The organism is Mesorhizobium sp. M0983 (assembly GCF_040318975.1).
Lineage (GTDB): Bacteria > Pseudomonadota > Alphaproteobacteria > Rhizobiales > Rhizobiaceae > Mesorhizobium.
In genome coordinates this window covers 20,135-43,372 of record NZ_JAMYNH010000011.1, presented here as the reverse complement: position 1 = coordinate 43,372, position 23,238 = coordinate 20,135, and the positions used below count along the sequence as shown (strand labels likewise).

Below are 23,238 nucleotides of genomic sequence, written 5' to 3'. Positions count from 1 at the left end.
CCGTGGGCGTCCAGCCCACTTGCAATTCTTGTGCTGCATTGTCAGTGTCGGCTGGGAACTGCAGGTTGCAGGGGAGCGGGTGACGGTGGCACAGCCAGGCACAGCGGAAGCCGAATGGCTGACCAATCTGCACAAGCAGCTGATCGCCGATGAGTCGATCCAGTTCGACCTGCCGGCCTATGTGCCGCCCCAGCCGCCCGACTGGCTGAAGCCGCTGCTGGATCTTTTGTCATCGCTCGGTCCCTACATGATCTATCTGTTCTGGGGGGCGGTGATATCAGGCGCCGCAATCATCCTGCTTGTGGTCTTCCTCGAGGTGAAAGGCATCGCCTGGCGCCTGCCGTGGCAGCGCGCGCGGCCCGAGGCCGAGGCCGAAGAGACCTGGCGCCCCGACGCCGGCGCCGCGCAGGTCCTGCTGTCGGAAGCCGACACGCTGGCCGCGCGCGGCGACTATGACGAGGCGGTTCACTTGCTGCTTCGGCGCAGCGTCGCCGATATTGCCGGCCGGCTGCCGGACTTCCTCCGCCCGTCGCTCACCGCGCGCGACATCGCCAATGCCCCTTCCCTGCCGGGAAGGGCACGCCATGCGTTTACCGAGATCGCCCGCATTGTCGAGGCGGCGCTGTTCGCGCGCCGGCCGGTCGGCGCGGAAGGCTGGCGGCAAGCACGCGGCGCCTATGAACGTTTCGCCTTCCGGGATGCCTGGACGTGAGCGCACCGGCGGTCGAGGCGCAGGAGCCGTTCAATCGAAAGACACTGTTTTGGGGGATTTTCGCCAGCCTGCTTGCGGCTGCCGGTTTCTTCCTGCTGTCCACCTATGCCCCCGATTTCCGGCAACCCGGCAATGGCGGCGCCACGCCGCTGTCGAAAAGCGGCGTCGGCTACGCCGGTCTGGCGGAATGGCAGAAGCTGACCGGCGAACCGCCCTTCATGGCGCGGACCGAGGACGATCTCGGCACCGACATGCTGCTGATCGTCACCATCTCGCCCGACAGCGATCCGGAGGCTCTCGACCACATCCTCAACCTTCGTCAGGACCAGAACACGCTCTTCGTGCTGCCCAAATGGCAGATCCTGCCGCTGCAGGAGCACGAAGGCTGGAATATGAAATTCGGGCGATTGCCCGGTTCGGTGGTGAACGAATGGCTTGGCCGGATCGCCGATGCAAAGATCGGTGCTGGCCAGAGTACGCCAAAGCAACTCGACATCGAGGGCCAGCTCGTCAACACCCCGGACGAATTGCAGTGGGTAGCGGACGAACACCCGGTCATTGCAGCCGGCAAAGGCCAGGCCGTCCTGACGCAAGTGGAGAACAAGCCGTTCTATATCCTGACCGACCCCGACCTGATCAACAACGCCGCCCTCAAGGATCCCGACAAGGCGGCAGCGGCGCTCGGGCTGATCGCCTTGCTCCAGCCGGACGACGGGCCGGTGATGTTCGATCTGACGCTGCACGGCGCGGGGCGGAAGTATGATCTGGCCAAGCTTCTGGTCGAGCCGCCCTTCCTGGCGCTGACACTGACGATCCTGGTCGCTGCGGCGCTGGCGTTCCTGCATGGCCTCGGCCGATTCGGCCCGCCGCGTGCCGACCAGCGTGCAATTGCTTTCGGCAAGCGTGCGCTGGTCGATACGACGGCGATGCTCATGCGGCGTGCCGGCCGGCTGGACGAGCTGGGAAGCCGCTATGCGGCCTTGATGCGGGTGCGCGCCGGCGCGCTGCTCGGGGCACCGCAAGGGTTGCAAGGCACAGCGCTCGACCACTGGCTCGACTCTCGCGATAAGGAGCAAGCTGGCGGCTTCACGATGCGCTCGCAAGCCGCCGGCGAGGCCAAGAACTTGGCGCAGATGCAACAGGCAGCTGAGCGGCTGCACGACTGGACAGCAAGGAGGCTCGGTGAACGTCGATGATGTGAAGGCCCTGGCGACACGGATCAGGGAAGAAGTGGCCAAGGCGATTAGCGGGCAGCACGATACGGTCGACCTGATGCTGACCGCCTTGTTTGCAGGCGGGCATATCCTGCTCGAAGGCCCTCCCGGCACGGCCAAGACAATGACCGCGCGCTGCTTCGCCCAAGCGCTTGGGGTCGCCTACGGGCGGATCCAGTTCACACCGGACCTGATGCCCGGCGACATCGTCGGGTCGAACATCTACAACTTCCAGACCGGGCAGTTCACGCTGACGCGCGGCCCGATCTTCTGCGATCTCCTGCTTGCCGACGAAATCAACCGCACGCCACCCAAGACGCAAGCCGCACTGCTCGAGGCGATGCAGGAACATGCGGTCACGTTCGACGGCACCACGCATTCGCTCGGCCGCAACTTCATGGTCGTCGCGACCCAGAATCCGATCGAGCACCAGGGCGTCTACCCCCTGCCCGAGGCGCAGCTCGACCGCTTCCTGTTCAAGCACCGCGTCAGCTATCCCGGCCCCGAGGAAGAACGAGCCATCATCGTCCATCACGGCGGCGGCTCCGCCTCGCACGACATCGCGCAATATGGCATCGAGGCGCAGACGGACCGCGAGACGCTGCAGGAGGCACTTGCAACCGTCGGCTCCGTCACCCTCGTCGACGATGTCGTCGGCTATATAGCGGCGCTGGTTCGGGCTACGCGCGAAAATGCCGATCTGGAAGTGGGGGCCAGCCCGCGCGCGGGCGCCATGCTGGCGCGGGCGGCTCGTGCCCGGGCGGCGCTGGACGGACGCGCCTATGTGATCCCCGACGACGTCAAGGCGCTGGCGATACCGGCGCTGCGCCACCGCGTCATCCTTTCGCCTGCCGCCCAGATCGATGGCCGCCTGGTCGAGCAGATCGTCTCCGACCTGGTCGACCAGACGGAAGCACCACGTTGATCTATCCCAGCGGCCGAGCGGTGTGGGCAGCAGCGGCCGGCGCGGTGCCGGCCTTCCTGGTCGCGCTGGCGCTGCCGTCATTCTGGTATCTGGGATTGCTGTGGAGTTGCCTGCTGCTTGCCTTCCTGGCGGTGGATGCCGCGGCCGGACGCGGACGGGCATCGCTGAATGCCAGCATCGATGCGCCGCAGCAGGTCGGTGTCGGCGGCGAGTTCAGCGTGCAAATTGCAGCCCGTCATTCGGGCCGGCCGCGCGCCGCGGAGGCTCGCGTCGGCCACGATGCGCGGCTGGCGCCGGTGGACGGCAGCGGTGGGACTTTGCGGCCGACGGCCGGAGGCGGGTCGCTCGACCTTCGCTTCCAGGCGCTGCGACGCGGCGTCGCCAGCTTCGACCGTCTCTGGGTGCGCTGGCGCGGGCCGTTCGGGCTGGTCTGGAACCAGGTGGTGCTGCCGGTGGAAAGCAAGGTTGCGGTGCTGCCCGACGTCAGCAGCGCCCGCGGCGAGGCGATCACCCTGCTGCAACATGCGGCGCTTGCCGAAGGCCATGCGCAGCGCCGCGCCGGTCAAGGCCGCGAGTTCGACGCGCTCAAGGATTACCAGCCGGGCATGGGCCGGCGGATGATCGACTGGAAGCGCAGCGCCCGCCACGGCAAGCTTTTGGCGCGCGAGTTCCGCATCGAGGAGAACAACAATATCGTGCTGGCCATCGATAGCGGACGCCTGATGTGCGAGCCGGTCGACGGTGTGCCGAAGGTGGATCGGGCGGTGACGGCCGCCCTGCTCTCGGCATTCATCGCGCTGAAGGGCGGCGACATGGTCAGCCTGTTCGGCTTCGATGCAAGGCCGCGCGTTTCGAGCGGCGCGGTACGCGGCCCCGCCAGCTTTGCGATGATCCAGAAACGGGCCGCCGAGATCGACTATTCCAGCGAGGAGACAAACTTCACCTTGGCGCTGACGACGCTGGCGGCGCGGCTCGACCGCCGTTCGCTGGTCATCATCTTCACCGATTTCGTCGATCCGATCAGTGCCGAATTGATGCTGCGCACCGTGGGCCGGCTCACCGAACGGCATCTGGTGCTGTTCATGCTGATGAAGGATACCGAACTGGAGGGCCTGGCCGACATGCCGCCACGCTCCGGCGAGGACGTTGCCCGCGCGGTCGTTGCCGGAGGGCTCTTGCGCGAAAGGCAGGTCGTCATCGGCCGGCTGCGGCTGCTCGGGGCGCATGTCATCGAAGCCAACCACAACCGGCTGGGTCCCGCGCTGGTCGAGCGTTATCTGCAGTTCAAGCAGGAGGATCTGTTGTGACGGCGCCAGTACCCGGCAGTGCGGTACGTGGCGACGCGGTACGCCAGTCGTTGGCCAGCTTTCGCCGCGAGCGCGAGGCCGACTGGAAAGCATTCGAGGCACTGCTGGCGCGTGTCGAGAAGCGTGCGCCGCGCACGCTTTCCGAAGAGGAGCTGCTGTCGCTGCCCCTACTCTATCGATCGGCGCTGTCTTCCCTTTCGGTGGCGCGGGCGACCTCGCTCGACAACGCGCTGGTCGCCTATCTCGAAGCGCTGTCGCTGCGCGGTTATTTCTATCTCTACGGCGCACGTCGCGGGCTGCGGCAGCGCCTCGCCGATTTCTTCCTGCACGACTGGCCCGAAGCCATTCGCGACCTGTGGCGCGAGACATTGGTTTCGGTCGCGCTGATGGTGATCGGCATTAGTGCAGGCGCCTGGCTGGTGGCATCCGACAAGAGCTGGTTCGACGCGATCATCCCGTCCAGCCTGGCAGGGGGCCGCGGTCCAGATGCCTCGGCCGAACTGCTGCGCAGCATGCTTTATGATGGCGACAATGGCTTTCTCTCAGGCTTTGCCGCCTATCTGTTCACGCACAACGTCCAGGTCGCAATCCTGGCCTTCGCCCTTGGCTTTGCCTTCGCCGTGCCGACGGTGCTGCTGATGCTGTTCAACGGCTGCATGATCGGTGCGTTGTTCCAAGTCTATTGGTCCAAGGGACTTGGCATGGAGCTCGGCGGCTGGCTGGCCATCCACGGCACCACCGAATTGTTCGCAATCGCTTTGGCCGGCGCGGCCGGCATGCGCATCGGCACCAGCATCGCCTTTCCCGGCGAATTGACACGCATGGCGGCAGCGGCTCGTGCCGGACGCATCGCCGCGAATGCTATGGTCGGGGTCTCGGTCATGCTGCTGTTTGCCGGGCTGCTCGAGGGCATTGGCAGGCAGACCATCACCAGCGACGTCACGCGCTACGCCATTGGCGGTGGCATGCTGGCGCTGTGGATCGGTTACTTCTACCTGTTCCGGATGGTGCGGCATGGCGATCGGTAGGCGCGCCGCCTTCGCGGCTATACGGCCGCTGATCACGCCCGAGGGCGTCGATCTTCGGATAAGGCTGGCCGACGCCGGCACGCGGGCCTCCGCCTTCCTCCTCGACATCGTGTTCATCGCGGTGGCTGCAATCGTGATCACGATCGTCGCACTGTTCGGGGCGGGAGGCCTTGGCAGCGAGGGGTTTCAGCCGCTCTTCGTCGTCTGGATCATCCTGATCTTCTTTCTGCGCAACGCCTATTTCATCGTCTTCGAAGCGGGCCGGCGCGCGGCTACGCCCGGCAAGCGGATCGTCGGCATCCGGGTCGCATCGCGCAGCGGAGACGGCCTGTCGATCGACCAGGTCATCGCCCGCAACCTGATGCGCGAGATCGAAGTGTTCCTGCCGCTGTCGATCATCGTCGGACGCAGCGGCACCGACCTTGCCGACACGCTGACGACGGTGTTCGGACTGGTGTGGACGCTGCTGTTTGCGTTGTTCCCGCTCTTCAATCGAGACCGCATGCGGATCGGCGACCTGTTGGCGGGGACCTGGGTGGTCGAGGCACCGAAGCGCGCCTTGCTGGAAGATCTGTCGGCCCGGCAGGATGCAGGCACTGGTGCGTTCCGATTCAGCCACGCCCAGCTCGACGCGTACGGAATTGCCGAACTCCACAAGCTGGAGGAAGTGCTGCGCCGCGACGACTATTTCGCGTTGCGGACGGTGGCCGAAACGATCGGACGCAAGATCGGCGCAGCACCACAAGCCCATGACGCACGCGCGTTCCTGACGGCGTATTACGGAGAGCTGCGGGCGCATCTCGAACGCAAGCTGCTGCTGGGCAACCGCAGGGCCGACAAGCATCAGCGTTAGACTCAGGAGTGGAAATGCACGAAAAGCGTGCGCAGCAGCCCATTGCCACCGAAGATTGACGCTTGACCGGTGCCATCTTCTCCCGCAAATTCAGTCTCGCGGGGTTGAAATGCCTATCCGTCCGAGGGTGCTCGTGTTCCCTATCCTCTGGAAGTCGCAAGCGGATGTTGCAAGAAAACTCCTCGAGAGTTCCAGGTTCTACGGAAATCAAGCTGCAAGGAGACTTCCTTGGCCACTTTCGTCACTCAATCCACTTTCCAACGAGCTGGCAGCCAAATGGTGTGGTTTTGGAAACTCGGAACAGGCGATGCCTACTGGGGATACTCGGTACGTGCGGCGGTCGTCCTTCGCACGGCCACTTTGCGCTGGGAAAGCCTGTATACCTACATCGACGAGTCAGGCCAGACCGAGGTAATACAGACGAACGTATCAGACGATATGCAAATAAGATTCGCGGCGATAAGTTCTCCCTGAGGAGCCAAGCCATGCCAATAGCGCTTCACGCGGTATACGATTCCCGAGGCGTCATCATTGCCGCCTCACGAGTCGATCCTGACGATGACAAGTCGGCCCCGGCGCCAATCCCACAGCCCGGCGAGGGCAATTACTACGCGCTAATCCCGCTTGACGAGGCCCACGTCAAAATGCCGCTGGATCAGCTGTGCACAACGACTCGGGTCGACTTGCGACAGAAGCGGCTGATTGCCGAGGACCTTCACTCTCGAGCGTAAGTGTTCCTCGCCACCCTGCCCTATCCCACCCACTTCTCGTAGTCGGACACCAACAGGTGCAGCGGTGCTGTGTCCTCGTCGATGTCTGCGAAGCGGCCGATTGGTTCGCGAAAGACATTGTCGGTGAGATCGTCGTTGACCGTCGAAACCTCGCCGATCAGCACGTCCTTGCCTTCCGCCCAGAAGGCGTGCCAGACGCCCGGCAGCAGCGTCACGCTCTGGCCTGGGTCGAGCTTCAGCAGCCCACCCGCAGGCAGCCTGTGGATGGTTCCGTCGACAGGCACCGATACTTCGGCCTTCGGATCGATGCCGCCATCGCGATCATGCATGAACAGCTCCAGCACCAGCTTGCCGCCACCACGGTTGATGATGTCCTCGGCCTTGATGTTGTGGCGGTGCATCGGCGACAGCTGGTCCTTGCGCGAGATCATGATCTTCTCGGCATAGAGCATGCCCATGCCCTTCTTCATGTCCTCGTAGCGGCCGTTGCGGACGGTGAACAGGAACAGGCCGAGCTCGTCGAACTTCTCCTGGCCATAATCGGTGATGTCCCAGCCGAGCCGGGAGGAGAAGATCGCCGACGAATCCTGCCGGCGCGCCTTCATCTCTTCGGGGCTCCAGTAGGCGAAGGGCGGCATGATGTAGCCGAACGAGCGGATGAAGGCGTCGGCGTCGCGGATGATGTCGTTGATGGCGGAGCGTTTCATGATCGTGGTTCCTTCCCGTCGCTTTGCGAGCGCTAACGCAATAGCCGAACGTCAATTCGGTGTCGATGCAAACTGCTGTCGCTGGCCCCATGACATGCGGTCCGATCAGGGCCATAAGGTCAACCAATTTTCCGATGGTGAGACCATGCGCAGCATAGACGACCTCGATACGCCGGCGATCCTGATCGATGCCGGCCGCGCCGAAGCCAACATCGCGCGGGCGCAGGCCCATGCCGACCGGCACGGGCTGAAACTCCGGCCGCACATCAAGACCCACAAACTGCCCTACTGGGCAAAAAAGCAGATCGCGGCCGGCGCCGTCGGCATCACCTGCCAGAAGATCGGCGAGGCCGAAATCATGGCCGACGCCGGCCTGACCGACATCTTTCTGCCCTACAATATCCTCGGGCGGGCGAAGCTGGAGCGCCTCAAGGCGCTGCACGGCCGCGTAACACTGTCGGTGACAACGGACAGCATGGACACGCTGATGGGACTTGCCGCCACCCTTTACCGATCCCGGCCACCGCCTGCCGGTGCTGGTCGAATGCGACACCGGCATGGGCCGCTGCGGTGTGCAGTCGGCCGGCGAGGCAGTCGCGCTGGCGAGCGAGATCGACAAGGTCCGGGGGCTCGTCTTCGGCGGCTTGATGACCTACCCGGGGGCGGGCCGCGCCGCAGAGACCGAGGCGTGGCTCGCCGATGCGCAGCAAGCACTTGCCGCATCCGGCCTTGCCTGCGAGCGTATCTCCAGCGGCTGCACGCCCGACATGTGGCGCTCGGGCGAGCATTCCGTCGTTACCGAATACCGGCCTGGCACCTACATCTATCTCGACCGCTACCAAGTCGCCAAAGGCGTCGGCAGCCTCGACGATTGCGCGCTGACGGTGCTGTCGACGGTGGTCAGCCGTCCAACGCCGACACGCGCCATCCTCGACGCCGGCAGCAAGGCGCTGTCCAGCGACACGCTGGGGCTCGCCGATTTCGGCGAGCTGCTGGGCATTTCAGGCGCAAGGGTGACCAGCCTCAGCGAAGAGCACGGCAATGTCACGCTTTCGGGCGGCGCCGAGCTTGGCATCGGCGAGCGCGTGCGCGTCGTGCCCGACCATTGCTGCGTCGTCACCAATCTGTTCGACGAGGTGCATCTGATTGAAGGCGAGAAAGTGATCGAGACGCTGCCGGTCAAGGCGCGCGGGCGTATGGGGTGAACCAGCCCGGAGCGCGTGCGGAGGCTTTAATGTATAGAATTTTCCGGACGCCGGAGGGACAGCACCCCCTCTGTCCTGCCGGACATCTCCCCCGCAAGGGGGGAGATTGGCAGCTCCGCCGCCCGCACCCACTTTGATACGTTGGTAATTGGCGAAAGCAGAAGCAACATCCGATCTCCCCCCTTGCGGGGAGATGTCCGGCAGGACAGAGGGGGGTGGGAAGAAACTCGACGGATAAGATCAGCCGGGTTGCCGTTCAGCTTGCCTTGCCGCGACGCGGCGCATCGAAATGACACGGCGGCGGCGGATCTCGGTGCGCATTGCCATCAGATGCAGCGCGAAGAACAGCACGGTGAAGCCGAGTGCCATCACCAGCAAGGGCCACAACAGGCTTGGATCGATGGTCGGCCCGCCAAGCCGGAACACCGAAGCCGGCTGATGCAGCGTGTTCCACCAGTCGACCGAAAATTTGATGATCGGAATGTTGATGAAGCCGACCAGGGTGATGATGGCGGCGGCCCAGGCGGCGCGCCCGGCATCGTCGAGCGCTCGGGTCAGCGCGATGATGCCGAGATACATCAGGAACAGGATGAAGACCGAGGTCAGCCGCGCGTCCCACACCCACCAGGTGCCCCACATCGGCTTGCCCCAGATTGAACCGGTGATCAGCGCAAGGGCGGTGAAGACGGCACCGATGGGCGCCGCCGATTTCAGCGCCACGTCGGCCAGCGGATGGCGCCAGACCAGCGTGCCCAACGCCGAGATCGCCATCAGCGTGTAGCACATCATGGCAAGCCAGGCGAAAGGCACGTGGATATACATCATGCGCACGGTGATGCCTTGCTGGAAATCCTCAGGCGCCGTGAAGCTCATATAGAGACCGACAGTGAGGATGATGGCGGCCACGCTCGCCAACCACGGCACTACCTTGTCGACCAGCCCGACGAACCGCGTCGGGTTGGCAAGGTCCATCCAGCCGGAGAGGCGTGAAGTCGTGTCGCTCATGCGGCTTTACATAGACCGCCGGCGGAGTTGCGGCAACCACGGCGCCGGCGGTCTCTCCTTCTTCCCTTTGTGGGAGAAGGTGGATCGGCGCGTGGGCTCCGAGTCGGATGACGGCTCATGTCGAGCCTGAATCAGTACTCATCGCAATATGAAAGCCGCCAGTCGGTAAACAACCCGATCGGGGTGTTTGATCGCGCCGAAGTTGACGCCAAAAGCGGTCAAGCTGGAAGCGTCGAGGATTGGTCAAACGCTCGGCGGCAGACTTCAAACCTGCTGTGGGCTGTTGGTTGATGGGGCGTTGATCGCAAATTGCGAGGCGAAAGCCCGGATATAGGCGGGCCGTGCTTCCCCGCGCGCAACATAGGCAGCCACGTTTTGATATTCGTCCAAAATGCCTGACATTCTTAGTCGCAGCAGCACCGATACCATCAATAGATCGCCCGCGCTGAACGCATCATCGAGCCAGTCGGCGACGCCTAAGTGAGCCGAGAGTTTGTCCAGCCGAGCGCGAACACGGTCCTTTACCAACGGCAAGCGCTCCTCGCTCCAAGGCTTGTCACTTTCGAATATTCTTGCCGTCGTTAATTCCAGGATCGGCGGCTCGACGGTGTTAAGTGCGGCAAACATCCACGTGATCGCGCGTGCGCGGGCATCGCGATCCTTCGGGAGCAGGCCCGCATGCTGCTCGGCAAGATGAAAGACGATCGAGCCGGTCTCGAACAGCGAGAGAGAACCTTCCTCATAGGTGGGGATCTGGCCGAAGGGATGGATCGCCAGATGGTCAGGCGCCTTCATCCCTGCGAAGGAAACAAGACGAACCTCATAAGGCTGACCCACTTCTTCGAGCGCCCAGCGAACGCGCGTATCGCGCGCCAGTCCCTTGCCGCCATCGGGCGATCGTTCAAATGCTGTGATAGTGATTGTCATCGCATCCGTTTCCTTGCCTGGGCGAATTTCTTCGGCTTCCTATCGTGAGACGAATGAGCCTCCCCGAAATCGACATCGGTCTTGACCTATTTCATTGCTGGGCGCCGCTCCCGATCAGAGGTCGTGATAGCGCGATGGCCAATTCGGCGAGGCTGCGCGATGGCCAACTCCGCGAGGCCGCGCGTAGGGGCTGCCTTGTTACATTGTCCGCTTTTGCGAGCTTGCGCCCTGAACGCAGACCGAGGCCCTTCCGGTCAATCCCGATTTACGGATTCACATCCTGATCTGCAGTGCGCCTACATCTCCATTTTTGGATGCAGATTTGCGCCAAGCTGGAGATGCGGGATCTGGACGCCGTCTGCGACACAATTCGCCTACGTCCGCGATGAGAGCTTGCAGCCGTGGCGGTGACGCGGTCTCCCCATCTCCCCTGTGGGAGAAGGTGGGCGTAGCGCCGAGCCGGATGAGGGGTGCTGAACGGAGTGAGGCGCCAATGATCCTATCTGCCGGGCGCCGAAGTCCGGATTTTGGATGAAGATTTGCGCCAAGCTGGAGCACCCCTCATCCGACCTCGCTTCGCGAGGCCACCTTCTCCCACAAGGAGGCCTTTGCAGAGAAGGCGTATAGATATGCGATTTGAGGCATATATGCTTTTTTGAGCGTCGGAGAGCGCTGCTTGGCCGTTCAGCGCGGCATTTTTCAGGATAATCGGCTCATCCGGCCGATTACGGACGGACTCCTGCTTATGCCGGCTTCTCGCCAGGCGGATGGAGGGTGCTGACCATGCGGCGCAGGTTGTAGGCGCAGGCCGCCAGCATGCACTGCGTTCGGTTGGCGGCGAGGTTGAAGAAGCGCAGGCGCCGCATGGCATAGCTCTCCTTGAACACGGCGAAGGGTCGCTCGACCGCCGCCCGCACCTTGGCGATCAGCTGGTTGCGCCGCTTCTGGCGCGGCGGCAACTCGGGATGATGTTTGTTGGGCCGCCGCATCAGGCGGTCCTTGATGCCTGCCTCGACCAGCCGGGCATGTCTGGCGTGGGTATAATAAGCCTGATCGCCATAGACCGCCCTTTCATCGCCGCTGATCAGTGCGTCGGCCGGCTCGGTGTCGGTGACCGAAGCGTCGCTCACCTCGACGCGCCGGATCAGCGTATGATCCTGGTCGACGCCGATGTGCATCTTGTAGCCGAAGGTGCTCTTCTTGCCCTTCTTGCCCCAGCGCGCATCCTTGTCCGCCGATGGCTTGACCGGGCCCTGGTGGCCCTTCTTGGGCTGTTTCGGCGGGCGGCCGCGAGCTTGCAGGAACGAGGCATCGACCAGCGTGCCGCGCTTGACGATCAGGCCCTTGTCCTCAAGCTGGCGGTTGATCTCCTCGAACACCTTGTCGATCAGCCGCTCGCGCGTCAGTTCCTCGCGGAAGCGCCACAGCGTCGAATGGTCGGGCGTGCGGTCCGAAAGGCTGAAGCCGGCAAAGCGGCGGAACGACAGCCGGTCGCGGATCTGTGCCTCAAGCGCTGGATCGCTCAGCCCATGCCATGCGCCCAACAAAAGGCAGCGCATCAGCACTGGCGCCGGATAGCTGGCCGTGCCCGGCCCGGCTCCGCTGCGTGCGCCCAAAAGCCCGTCGATCGGACCCCAGTCGATCTCCTTCGCAACAAGATCGAAGATCGTCTCATCCGACACCGCAAGGCCGTCCGCCAAGCTCAATTGACCAAGCACACGATCAACCATCCGCGAATCTCCCGTAGCGACCACGCCACAGAATCACCAATCCGATTCTGTGCAAAGGCCTCACAAGGGGAGAAGGCAAGGCGTGCCACTCAGGCGGCTTCGTTCACCGGATGGCTGAGGCGGCGAACCTCCTCGTCGTTGAGCAGGCCGCCGGCACGCAGCAGGCTGGCGAAGCGGCCGTTGCGCAGCGACAGTTCGGTGAACCCGCCCATCTCGACCACCCGGCCCTTGTCCATGAACACGACCAGATCGGCATCGCGAACGGTGGTCAGGCGGTGGGCGATGATGAAGGTGGTGCGGCCGCGCCGCAATTCGTCGATGGCGTCCTTGACGCGGTCTTCCGTCTCGACGTCGAGCGCGCTGGTCGCCTCGTCGAGAACCAGGATGGGCGCGTCCTTCAGCACGGCGCGGGCAATCGCGATGCGCTGGCGCTCGCCACCGGACAGCTGTCCGCCGCGTTCGCCGACGACCGTGTCGTAGCCTTCGCTCTTCGACAGGATGAAATCCTGCGCGGCGGCGGCGTTGGCAGCGGCATGGACCTCGTCATAGGTCGCCTCCGCACGGCCGACGCGGATGTTGTCCTCGATCGAGCGGTTGAGCAGGCCGGCATCCTGGAACACGGTGGCGATCGAATGGCGCAGCGACTTGCGGGTCACCGTGCGGGTGTCGATGCCATCGATCAGGATACGGCCGCCGGACGGCGTGAAGACGCGCTGCAGAAGGTTGATGAGCGTCGTCTTGCCGGCGCCCGTCGGGCCGACGATGGCGACGGTCTGGCCGGCCTGGACCTCGAACGACGCGTCGTCGACGCCCTGCCCGGAATTGCCGAACTCGAAGCAGACATTCTCGAAACGCACATGACCCGTGACGTTGACGAGGTCGCGCAGCCCGTCGGGCTCGGCGGCATCGGAAGCGGAGTCCTCGAGATGATAGAATTCCTCGAGCTTGGCGCGTGCCTCGGAAATCTGGTTGGCGAAAGCCGACATCTGGTCGAGCCGGGCAATCAGCAGCGTGGCAAAGCCGGTAAAGGCGATGACGTCGCCGATGCGCAACTGGCCGTGCGTCACCAGATAGGCGCCAATCAAGAGCACCACCATCATCGAAATCGTCGAGGACAGCCGGTGCAGCGCGTTGGCCATCGCCCACCAGTCGAGCACCGGGTTCTGCGCGTCGAGCAGGTTCTTGACGTAGCGCTTGAGCGCCTCGGTCTCGTGGCCGATGCGGTTGTAGCTCTGCAGGACGGCGACGTTGCTGACCGAGTCGGTCACATGCGCAAACACCTTGTGGTAATGCCGCTCTACGGCCGCCTGGCCTTCCTTGGTGCGCCGCATCACCAGCCGTCCGATGCCGACATAGAGTGCGCCAAGCGCCAGCAGCACCATCGACATGCGGATATCCATGCTGAGCGCCGTCGGCACCAGCAAAACCAGCGCGACCGCGGTCGACAGATGCTGCCGCATGAATTCGAGCCAGAGGCTGAACAGGGTCTCGACCGCGCGCAGGAGCGTGTGCAGGGAATTGGAGGTGCCGCGCTGATGATGCCAGGCAAGCGGCATGGTGATCACGCGCTCGAACGACTGGCAAAGAACCTCGCTACGCCGCTGGTGGGCAAAGCGATCGGCGCCGCGCGCCACCAGCACGAAGGCGATGATGTTGAACGCGCCGAGGCCGGCCCACATTGCCAGCGTCGAAAATACCGAGCCGCGGTCCGAAATGGCATCGATCACCCGGCCGAACATGATCGGCTCGAGAATGGCGATAATGGCAAGCGCGACATTCGCCCCGCAGATAAACGCAACGCGTTTCCTGTCGGCAGCGAGATAACCAAGGGCTCGCCAGTAGATTTGCAGAAGTGACACTTCAGCTACTCCGCCAATTATTTATGGTGCAGTGCGTCATTTTTTGACTCGTATCGGTTGACGCGTCGCAAAACAATGCTCGTCTACCTCTTCCGTTCCCATTCCGCGAACAAAAGATGACGACGCTTCGAAATTTGCCGTGATCGTCTAACAGTTTGAGATAAAAGGTGAAATGTCAGCGTTGCGGCAAAATCATGGCAGCTGGAAAGCACTGCCACAATTTTAATCAGCAAGACCCCGGGCACGACGTCTAAAGTCGTGTGCAGGCATTCAGCAAGGTCAAACGCAAATATAACCGGTAGAGGCACTTGGAGTGCCCGTGCGTTCCCTGGGGAAGCGCAAGGGACGCTCCAAGGCCTTGAATCTAGGCCGGTATTCTGACGATCACCTCGGCGTTGTCTCCGGCTTTTGGCTCGAAGGACGAAGATTTGGTCTTCGTGCCATTCACTTCAAGTGAGATGGCCCGAGCCTTTTTGTCGCGGACGACGCGTACCTTGATCTCGGCGCCCAGCATCTTCAGGGTCGCCGAATAACCGTCCCAATGGCTGGGAAGTCTCGGCGTGAATTGAATGCGCTGTCCGCGACGCTCGATGCCGAGAATGCTCTCGACCGCCGCGCGATAAAGCCAGCCCGCCGAACCGGTATACCAGGTCCAGCCGCCGCGGCCGCCCTTGTCCTGCCCGGAATAAACGTCGGCCGCGACGACGTAGGGTTCCACCCGGTAGCGCTCTGCCGCGGCTTCATCGAGTGCATGGTTGACCGGATTGAGCATCGAAAGGCAACGGTAGGCATCGTCGGTGCGACCCATCTCGGCGAGCGCAATGACGAACCATGTCGCCGCGTGCGTGTATTGGCCGCCGTTTTCACGGACCCCCGGCGGATAGCTCTTGATGTAGCCCGGGTCCTTTTCCGTCCTCGAGAACGGCGGGGTGAACAGCTTGACGATCTTGAGCTCGTCGTCGACGAGCGTTTTCAGCGCCTGCCCCATTGCCGTCGTCGACCGCGCCGGGTCGCCCTCGCCCGAAAGCACGCTCCAGGACTGGGCGATCGAGTCGATCTTGCACTCGTCCGATTTGCGCGAGCCGAGCGGCGTGCCGTCGTCGAAGCTGCCGCGCCGATACCACTCGCCATCCCAGGCGGTGCTTTCCAGCGCCCGCTTCAGCATCTCGGCGTGCTTTGCCCAGGCCTGCGCGCGCTTGGCATCGCTCTGCGCCTTGGCGACAGCGGCAAAGTCGCCCAGCGTCTTCAGCAGGAACCAGCCCAGCCACACGCTCTCGCCCTTGCCGTGCTCGCCGACGCGGTTCATGCCGTCGTTCCAGTCGCCGCCGAGGATCAGCGGCAGCCCGGCTGGGCTGCTGCGCTTGACGGCAAGATCGAGCGCCCGCGCGCAATGGTCATAGAGCGAGGCTGTCTTCTTCGAGATTTCCGGGATGAAGAAAGCATCGTGCTCGCCTTCGCCCAGCGCCTGCCCCTCGATGAAAGGCAATTGCTCCTTCAGGATCGCGGTATCGCCCGTCACCAGCAGGTAACGCGCCGTGGCGTGGGCCAGCCAGACCACGTCGTCCGAGATCATGGTGCGAACGCCTGCCTCTGTGCGCGGCAGCCACCAATGCTGCACGTCGCCTTCGGGAAATTGCCGCCGCGCCGCATTGAGGATCTGGTCACGCGCCAACTTGGGGTCATGCGCCAGCAAGGCCAAGGTGTCCTGCAGTTGATCGCGGAAGCCGAAGGCACCGCTTGCCTGATAGAACGCAGAGCGGGCACGGATGCGGCAGGCCAGGCTCTGATAGGGCAGCCAGTGATTGACCATGGCGTCGAGTGCCTTGTCCGGCGTCTCGACCTGGATGGTGTCAAGAAAGCCGCGCCATGTGCGCTCGTTGTCGGCCAGCCGCTGATCGAAATCCCTGGAGCGATGGGTCTGCACCAGCGCGCTGGCCTCCTCGGGCGAGGCCGCGTCGCCGAGCAGCCAGAGCAGCGTGACGTCGCCACCGGCAGCGATGTCGATGTCGCGTGCGATGGCCGCGCAGGGATCGTCGCCGGCCTCGACACGGCCCGACAGGCCGGCGCCGCTCAGCACGGCATGCGGAAACTCGCTGGAGCCCAGCCTGCCGATGAATTCGCCGCGGTCGGCGGTGACCGAATGCACCGCACCGTCGGCGGCCAGAAAGGCGATCCGTTCGCCAAAATCGAGCCCATAGGGATTTTGCGCCAGCAGAGCGCCGGTCGCGGCATCCCGGGACGGAACGATGCTTGCCGCGGTGCGCGAACGATGGCCGCCAAGAACCCATTCAGCATAGGCGTAGACGCGTAGCCGCATCGGCGCCGAACCCGAATTCTGGATGCGCAGCCGCGATATCTTCACCGGATCGACGGGATCGACGACATGGGTCAGGTCCATCGACAGCGGCCCGCGTTTTGAACGGAACGTCGAAAAACCCTGCCCGTGCCAGGTTTCGTAAGTCATTGTCGGGTCACGCACCACGGCAGCCAGCGGCGAGAACGCTTTGCCACTGGCATGATCGTAGATATAGATGCCCTCGCCCGGCCGGTTGGTGACCGGATCGTTCGACCACGGCGTCAACTGATAGTCGCGGCTGTTGCGGCTCCAGGTGAAGGCAGCGCCTTCAGCCGATATGTGGAACCCGAACGATGGGTTGGAGATGACGTTGATCCACGGTTGCGGCGTCGTGCGCCGGCCGGCAAGACGCACGACGTAGTGGCGTCCGCCGCCGTCGAAGCCGCCGAAACCGTTCCATTGGTCGAGCCCGCTGCCGTCGACGCGGGCCTCGACCAGTGCCTGGGCGGCAAACGCTTGCGCCGTCGGCACCGGCAAGGACGGCTCGCGAAGCGCTGCAAGGTCTGCCGGCTGGAGGGCGGCGTCTCGCGCCTGCAGTGCCGCGGCCTCGGCGCGCTCGATCTGGTCGAAGATGGTGCCGTTACGCGTATGCAGCACCACCCGGGCGACGGCGAGCAAAGTCCTGTAGGTCGTTTCCTCCATCAGATCGCGGCGCACCGCGAAGATGTGCTGGCGGGGTCCAAGCTCCTTGCCGCGCAACCGGCTGTTTTCGCACAGCGTCTCGACCGCGCGCTGCAAGTCCTGCACGTATGACGAAGCCTGCTCGTTGACGACGACAAAATCGATCATCATGCCGCGGGCGCGCATGTATTCCTGGAAGCGAAGCGCCTGGGCGACGATCTCCAGATCGGCGACATCGGCGATCCTGACCAGGAAAATGGGAAAATCGCCGGATATGCTGGTCGGCCACAGGCTGGACTGCCTGCCGAGCCCGGAGGCGATGGATTCGCCGGGCAGGCGCAGGAACGGATCGGGATAGATCAGGTAGCGCGCCAGCTTCTGCACATTGGCGGCGTCGGACAGGCTGAGGCCGAGGTGACGGGTCTGCACCTGCGAGCGCGTCCAGGCGAGCATCGCCTGGCGGGAGAAGCTTTCGGGATGGTCGAGCCGTGCGATAGCGGCATCCAATTCGGCGCGATCGGCGCCGACGACGGTCCAGAACGTCAGCGAAATCTTCTTGTTGGCCGGCACGCGCACCTGCCGGCGAAGCGAGGCGATCGGATCCAGGGTGAAGCCGGAATGGCCGCCAAGCTTGGCGCCGGGATCAAAGGCAGCCGCGTCCGTGATGGTGCGGCCGCGGCCGATGAAGGAGCGTCTGTCGGTTTCCGCCTCGGCATCACGCGCCGATCCAGACGGATCGGTGACGAAATGCACCATGGTGACATCGGGTTCGTCCTTTTCGCGCTTGCGCCTGGTGGCGAAAATCGCGCCGTTGTTCGGTGCAATCTCGGTTTCCACGAACATCTTCGAAAAGGCCGGATGCGCATTGTCCGAGGGCTCGGAGCCCAGCACCAGTTCGGCATACGAAGTCACTTCGATGTGCCGGTCGGCGGCGCCGTCATTGTAGAGCGTTACCCGCCGGCCCTCGCCATTGCCTTCCGAGATGACGATGCACTCGACCTCCGAACGCAGCGACCCAATCGATTTGACGAAGCTCGCCTTGTCGTCGGAAAACAGCGTCTGCACACGCTCGTCGGTGGCGCGCTTCGGCTCGGCGGTGGCCGACCACCAGTCGCCATTGCTGGCGTCGCGCAGGAAAATGTAGGAACCAAGGCGGTCCTCGGTCGGATCCGGCTGCCAGCGCGTGACGGCAAGTTCGCCCCAGCGGCTGTAGCCCGAGCCAGTGGCGGTAGCCATGACCGAGTAGCGGCCGTTGGACATGACACTGGTCGAGCGCAGCGCCCTGAGCGGATCGAGCACGATGCGTGTATCCGGGCTCTCGAGCTCGGTCTCGTCCTTGGAGCGCTCGTCGGCCTCGGTCCTGACGGTCGCCGTCGGGATGTCGCGCGGCGCCCTTTCCTGCAAGAGCAATTCGGCCGACTCGATCACCGGATCGCTGTGGAAGCGGTCGCGCAGGCGCCCTTCGAAGATCGCATCGGCAACGGCGGCGATCGACATGCCCGAGTGGTGGGCCATGTAGTTCAGCACGACGGCGTGGTCGGTACCCTCGGGGACGCGTTGCGGCGTGAAATCCACCGCGTCGTAAAAGCCATGCCGGCCCAGTGCGCCCAGCCGCCTCAGCCTGGCCAAGTTCTGCACGGATTCATGCGGCGTGAACTGCGCTGCCAGCACGGTCGCGTAGGGCGCGATCACCGTGTTTTGGCCAAGGCCGCGCTTCAGCCCGAGCCCGGGCACGCCGAAATTGGTGTACTGATAGGTCAGTTCGCGGTCGCGGGCGTTGTAGGCCGCTTCCGAAATCCCCCAGGGAACGTTCTTCGACCGGCCATACTGGATCTGGCGCTTGATGATGAGCTTGCTGGTCTGGTTGAGAATGCTGCCTTGCGGCTCCTTCATCACCAGCGGCGGCATCAGATACTCGAACATCGAGCCGGACCAGGACATCAGCGCGCCCTGGAAGCCGATCTCGACGATCGGCCGGCCGAGCCGGAACCAGTGCTCGGTCGGCAAATCGCCCTTGGCGATGGCGAACAGGCTGGTCAGCCGCGCTTCGGAGGCCAAAAGGTCGTAGCAGCTTTCGTCGAGCTGATGCTCTTCGACCCGGTAACCGATCGACAAGAGCTTGCGTTCGGGCCGCATCAGGAACGAGAAATCCATCTCGAAGGCGAAACGGCGCGTGCGCTCGCGCAAGGTCAGAAGCTTAGCCCGCAATGCCGCGACGGCGTTTTCGTCGCTGTGCGCGTCGTGGACATGCGCCTCGCAGGTGGCTTCGAGCCTGGCCGCCCAATCGGCGATGGTGTCGCTCTGGGTCGATGCGGCCTCGGTGTGGATGGCTGTCGCGAGCTTGCGTATCTCGCCGGCCAGGACGGCCAGGTTGATAGTGCGGATCGACGCCATCTCCGGCTGCGCCTTGATCAATTCCACCGCCCGCCGCATGCCGTCGAGACGGTCGGCGAGCCGCTGGCGCAAGGGCCGCAATTGACGGCGGTCGTCGGGCAACTCCTCAAGGCTTTCGTCGAGGATGGTGACGGTGTCGAGGATGCCTTCGAAGTCGCCCTGCACATGCACCGACGGCGCTTCCGCCCATTCGGCGCAGGCAGCGGCCACGGCCACCAGATGGCCGGCGAGATTGCCGCTGTCGACGGCAGAAATGTACAGCGGATAGAGCGGCTTCAACGTCGTGGTGTCGTACCAGTTGAAGAGATGGCCGCGATCGCGCGGCATGCTCTCGATGGTCGACATGGTCGCGTCGATGCGGTTGACGGCGTCGGAGAGGCTGATCCAGCCGAAATCGCGTGCCGAAATCACGGACAGCAGGTAGACGCCGATATTGGTCGGCGAGGTGCGGGGCGCCACCACGGGGGCCGGGCTTTCCTGGAAATTGTCCGGCGGCAGATGGTGATGCTCGGCCGTCACGAAGGTCTCGAAATAGTGCCACGTTCGCCGCGCCACGGTGCGCAGCGCGTGGATATCGGCGGCCGATATGCGCAGGCGATCCTCGGTTTCGGCCGAACGGCTGATCCAGCAGGCGATGGCGGGCGAGCCGATCCAGAACAAGGCAAAGAAGAAGGCGACGAAGGCGCCGGTGGAATCGGCCAGCACCGGCACAGCGAGGCCGACGACGCCGATGATCACCGCGCCGTACATGATGCTGTAATAGGAGCCGAGATCGTTGTCGCCGCCCTTGTGTGCCTGCGAGGCGGTGCGCCATTCGAGCAGGTTCTGGCGGCTGACGAACAGGCGGTAGAGCGTGCGGATGATCGCGTCGCCCATCATCCAGGCAAGATGCGCCATCAGCACGATCTTCAGCGCCACCAAGGCGGTACCGAAGGCAACGTCGCGCGCCAATGCCGAGAAATGGCCGCGCGGCGTCTGGTCGCCGCTCTTCGGCAGGATGGCGTTGACGATGTCGAAAGTGGGCGCCATGAACAGCGTGAGGATCAGCAGCGCCTGCCATTGCGCCGCCTGCGTGAATGGCAGCAGCGTCCAGCCGGCGATCGCGGCCATCACCCAGAAGATCGGCGTCACCGAGCGGCGCAGATTGTCCACCATCTTCCAACGCGACAGCGCCGGCACGTTTGAGCGCGGGCCGAGGATGAAGCCCAGAAGCTGCCAGTCGCCGCGTGCCCAGCGATGGTGGCGCGATGCGTCGACCGAATAGCGGGTCGGATAATCCTCGACCAGTTCGACGTCGGTGACCAAGGCCGATCGCGCCAGCGCGCCTTCGAGCAGATCGTGGCTGAGGATGGTGTTTTCCTCGATGCGGCCCTTCAGCGCCGCCTCGAAGGCGTCGACATGGTAGAGACCCTTGCCGGTGAAGGAACCGTCGCCGAAGATGTCCTGGTAGAGGTCCGACACGGCAAAGACGTACGGGTCGAGCCCGCGATTGGCGGAAAAGACACGCTGGAAGAACGACGCCTCGTCGCCACTGGTCAGCGACGCGGTGATGCGCGGCTGCAGGATAGAATAGCCTGCCGTGACTTCGCGCCGGGCCGCGTCGAAATGCGGACGGTTGAGCGGGTGGCAAAGCTTGCCGGCCAGCGCGGCGACGGCGTCGCGGGTTGTGCGGGTGTCGGCGTCCAGCGTCATGACGTGGACGACGCTCTCCGGCAAGGGCACTTCCAACGGCAGGAAGGTGGTGTCGCTGTCGCCGCGCAGCAAGAGGTTCAATTCGTGCAGCTTGCCGCGCTTGCGCTCCCAGCCCATCCAGACGCCTTGCGAGGCGTTGTAGAGCCGGCGCCGATGCAGCAGATAAAAGCGCGGCGCGCCATCCGAGGGATAGCGGGCGTTCAGTCGGGCGATTTCGGCGCGGGCGAATTCGAGGATTTCGACATCCGCCGTATCGATCTCGGTCTTCGAGTCCGGCCAGTCGGAAAGCAGCGCGAAATGGATCTCGCCCGCCGTGTTGGCGAGGTGATGCACTTCGATGTTGCGGATGTTCTCCTCGACGTCGTCGCGCGAGCCGATCAGCGACGGCACCACCACCAGCGTCCGTGCCTCGGGCGGTACACCATGCCTGAAATCATAGCCGATGAGACGCGTCGGCTTCAAAAACAGCGAGACGACGGTGTTGAAGAATGCGAGCGCGCCTTCGCTGGCCGGCACCGCGAACAGGGCCAGCATCAGGACGATCGACGGCACTGACAGTCCGAGATTGGCGAGCGCATTGCCGGAGACGACCAGAAGCAGGACCGTCAGCGCAAACACCGGCACGACGATGCCCAGCCATCCGGTCTTGCGGAACGTCCGGTTGATCGTCTTGCCGATGGTAGGCCGGTAGCCGATCGACCGCTCCAGTTCCATCCGGCGCGGACCGACCAGAAAGAAGCCGACGTCGGTGTGAGCGATCGGACCGGTTTCGGAGCCCGGCGCATCGGCAGCATGGCCGGCGAGTTCAATCGCCCGTTCGGCAACGCGAAATTCGGAAAGATCGGAACGGCGTGCCAGCTCCTCGATCGCAGTCCGGTATTGGTCGCGCGAAAAGAAATCGAGCGCCGCGAAATCGGTGCGCTCGCGCAGCAAAGTGTCGATGCGGCTGACGCCCTCGAACCACACCGTCCAGTCGATGTCATTGATGAGGCGCAGGCCGCGGATGATGTTGCCGGTGGTCACATTGCCGCTGGACAGCGTGCGGTGCTCGCTGAGGATGATTTCCTCGGCGTCGGAGCCCGTCCTTTCCAGCTCGCCCTCCAGCCATTCCAGCGCCCTGCCGGCATTTTGCGAGCCGTCGCGCAGCCGGTAGAGCAACTGGGTTGCGAAGGTGGTGTCCTGCGCATGGGCGCTGTAGCCGGAAAGTATCGTCTGCCGGTCGGCGCTGTCGTCCGTCGCCAGCACACGGTCGGCGACCTCGTTGGCGATCTGGCGCAACTCCCGCGTGCGATTGACGCGCACCGCGATCCGGCGAAGATTCTCGATCAGGACAAAGCGCAGCAGCGACGGCAGCGCCCATAGTTCGCCGATCTTCAGCGGCTCGACGGACTGGAAGCCTTCGACGATCGCCTTGAACATGGCCGACGAGACGGAACTGTCGGAATGCGCGACATAGGTCCATGCGACCGCCAACGCGCGCGGCACGCTGGATCCGTCGGACAGTTTCAGCGTCGGCAACTGGCGATAGAAGCGGCGCGGCAGGTCGCGCTTGACCTGGAAAATGGTCTCCTCGACCAGGTAGTTGTTGTCGAGCAGCCACTGTGCCGCGGGCGTGATCGTTTCGCCCCTCGCCTGGGCAGCGTTGGTGGAACGGTAGACATCGAGAATCTTCCTGGCGCTGTCGCGGATGCGCGCCTGAAAATCGAAAGGCGTCAGCCCGAACAAATCCTTGGCATCGCCATTGGCAAGGGCTGCGCCCAACGCGCGCAGCCGATCTTCCGTCAGGAAATGGGAGCGTATCGGCTCGTCGGTGACAGCCGGGAAGCTGGCGCTCGTCTTTTCGATCTGTGCGAGATTGGTCTGGATATTCATCTAAGGTTCCGTGTTGGGGACGCAGTGCGGCGTCACCGCCACGGCAATGTCCCTAAAACCGGTCCAAATGCAATTGGTTGCATCGCAACACTTGGCCGAA

At 63.9% G+C, this 23,238-nt stretch carries 12 protein-coding genes and 1 pseudogene; 7 read left to right on the top strand and 6 right to left on the bottom strand.

Going from position 1 to position 23,238, the window contains the following annotated elements; genetic code table 11:
* Positions 1 to 85 precede the first annotated feature (85 nt).
* Genes NKH71_RS20340 through NKH71_RS20315 form a run of 6 tightly spaced genes read left to right on the top strand, consistent with a single transcriptional unit; the run spans position 86 to position 6,039 of the window.
* Positions 86 to 712, top strand: coding sequence for a DUF4129 domain-containing protein (locus NKH71_RS20340; protein WP_352789668.1), 627 nt, complete (start codon positions 86 to 88; stop codon positions 710 to 712).
* On the top strand, positions 709 to 1,908 hold the full coding sequence (locus NKH71_RS20335) for a DUF4350 domain-containing protein (protein ID WP_352789671.1): 1,200 nt from the start codon (positions 709 to 711) through the stop codon (positions 1,906 to 1,908). The genes NKH71_RS20340 and NKH71_RS20335 overlap by 4 nt, the downstream gene beginning before the upstream one ends.
* Positions 1,895 to 2,851, top strand: a complete 957-nt coding sequence (locus NKH71_RS20330; protein ID WP_352816007.1) for an AAA family ATPase — start codon at positions 1,895 to 1,897, stop codon at positions 2,849 to 2,851. Before NKH71_RS20335 ends, NKH71_RS20330 begins: the two co-directional genes overlap by 14 nt.
* A complete protein-coding gene (locus NKH71_RS20325; RefSeq protein ID WP_352895302.1) occupies positions 2,848 to 4,158 on the top strand; it encodes a DUF58 domain-containing protein in 1,311 nt (436 codons plus the stop codon). The genes NKH71_RS20330 and NKH71_RS20325 overlap by 4 nt, the downstream gene beginning before the upstream one ends.
* Positions 4,155 to 5,186: a stage II sporulation protein M gene (locus NKH71_RS20320; RefSeq protein ID WP_352895301.1), complete on the top strand. Its 1,032-nt coding sequence runs from the start codon at positions 4,155 to 4,157 to the stop codon at positions 5,184 to 5,186. The genes NKH71_RS20325 and NKH71_RS20320 overlap by 4 nt, the downstream gene beginning before the upstream one ends.
* Entirely contained in the window at positions 5,173 to 6,039 is an 867-nt protein-coding gene (locus NKH71_RS20315) for an RDD family protein (RefSeq protein ID WP_023717217.1), read from the top strand. The genes NKH71_RS20320 and NKH71_RS20315 overlap by 14 nt, the downstream gene beginning before the upstream one ends.
* Before the next feature lie 751 nt (positions 6,040 to 6,790).
* On the opposite strand, the gene NKH71_RS20310 is transcribed toward NKH71_RS20315, so the two are convergent.
* Positions 6,791 to 7,477, bottom strand: a complete 687-nt coding sequence (locus NKH71_RS20310; RefSeq protein ID WP_023674428.1) for a D-lyxose/D-mannose family sugar isomerase — start codon at positions 7,475 to 7,477, stop codon at positions 6,791 to 6,793.
* A gap of 145 nt (positions 7,478 to 7,622) precedes the next feature.
* Here NKH71_RS20310 and NKH71_RS20305 point away from each other — a divergent pair.
* Positions 7,623 to 8,682 (top strand): annotated as a pseudogene (locus tag NKH71_RS20305) (D-TA family PLP-dependent enzyme).
* Between the two features lie 240 nt (positions 8,683 to 8,922).
* Here the strand turns inward: NKH71_RS20305 and NKH71_RS20300 are convergent.
* The 5 genes from NKH71_RS20300 to NKH71_RS20280 all read right to left on the bottom strand — a co-directional run bounded on the left by NKH71_RS20300 (position 8,923) and on the right by NKH71_RS20280 (position 23,138).
* Complete coding sequence (locus NKH71_RS20300; RefSeq protein WP_352895300.1) at positions 8,923 to 9,687, bottom strand: heme ABC transporter permease; 765 nt, start codon at positions 9,685 to 9,687, stop codon at positions 8,923 to 8,925.
* 264 nt (positions 9,688 to 9,951) lie between these two features.
* The gene (locus NKH71_RS20295; protein WP_352495272.1) at positions 9,952 to 10,614 is read right to left on the bottom strand and encodes a glutathione S-transferase family protein; all 663 of its coding nucleotides are present in this window, start codon (positions 10,612 to 10,614) and stop codon (positions 9,952 to 9,954) included.
* A gap of 743 nt (positions 10,615 to 11,357) precedes the next feature.
* Positions 11,358 to 12,344, bottom strand: coding sequence for an IS5 family transposase (locus tag NKH71_RS20290; protein WP_023717425.1), 987 nt, complete (start codon positions 12,342 to 12,344; stop codon positions 11,358 to 11,360).
* Positions 12,345 to 12,433: 89 nt separating this feature from the next.
* A complete protein-coding gene (locus NKH71_RS20285; protein WP_023717211.1) occupies positions 12,434 to 14,203 on the bottom strand; it encodes a glucan ABC transporter ATP-binding protein/ permease in 1,770 nt (589 codons plus the stop codon).
* 364 nt (positions 14,204 to 14,567) lie between these two features.
* Entirely contained in the window at positions 14,568 to 23,138 is an 8,571-nt protein-coding gene (locus NKH71_RS20280; RefSeq protein WP_352895299.1) for a glycoside hydrolase family 94 protein, read from the bottom strand.
* Between the last annotated feature and the right edge of the window lie 100 nt (positions 23,139 to 23,238).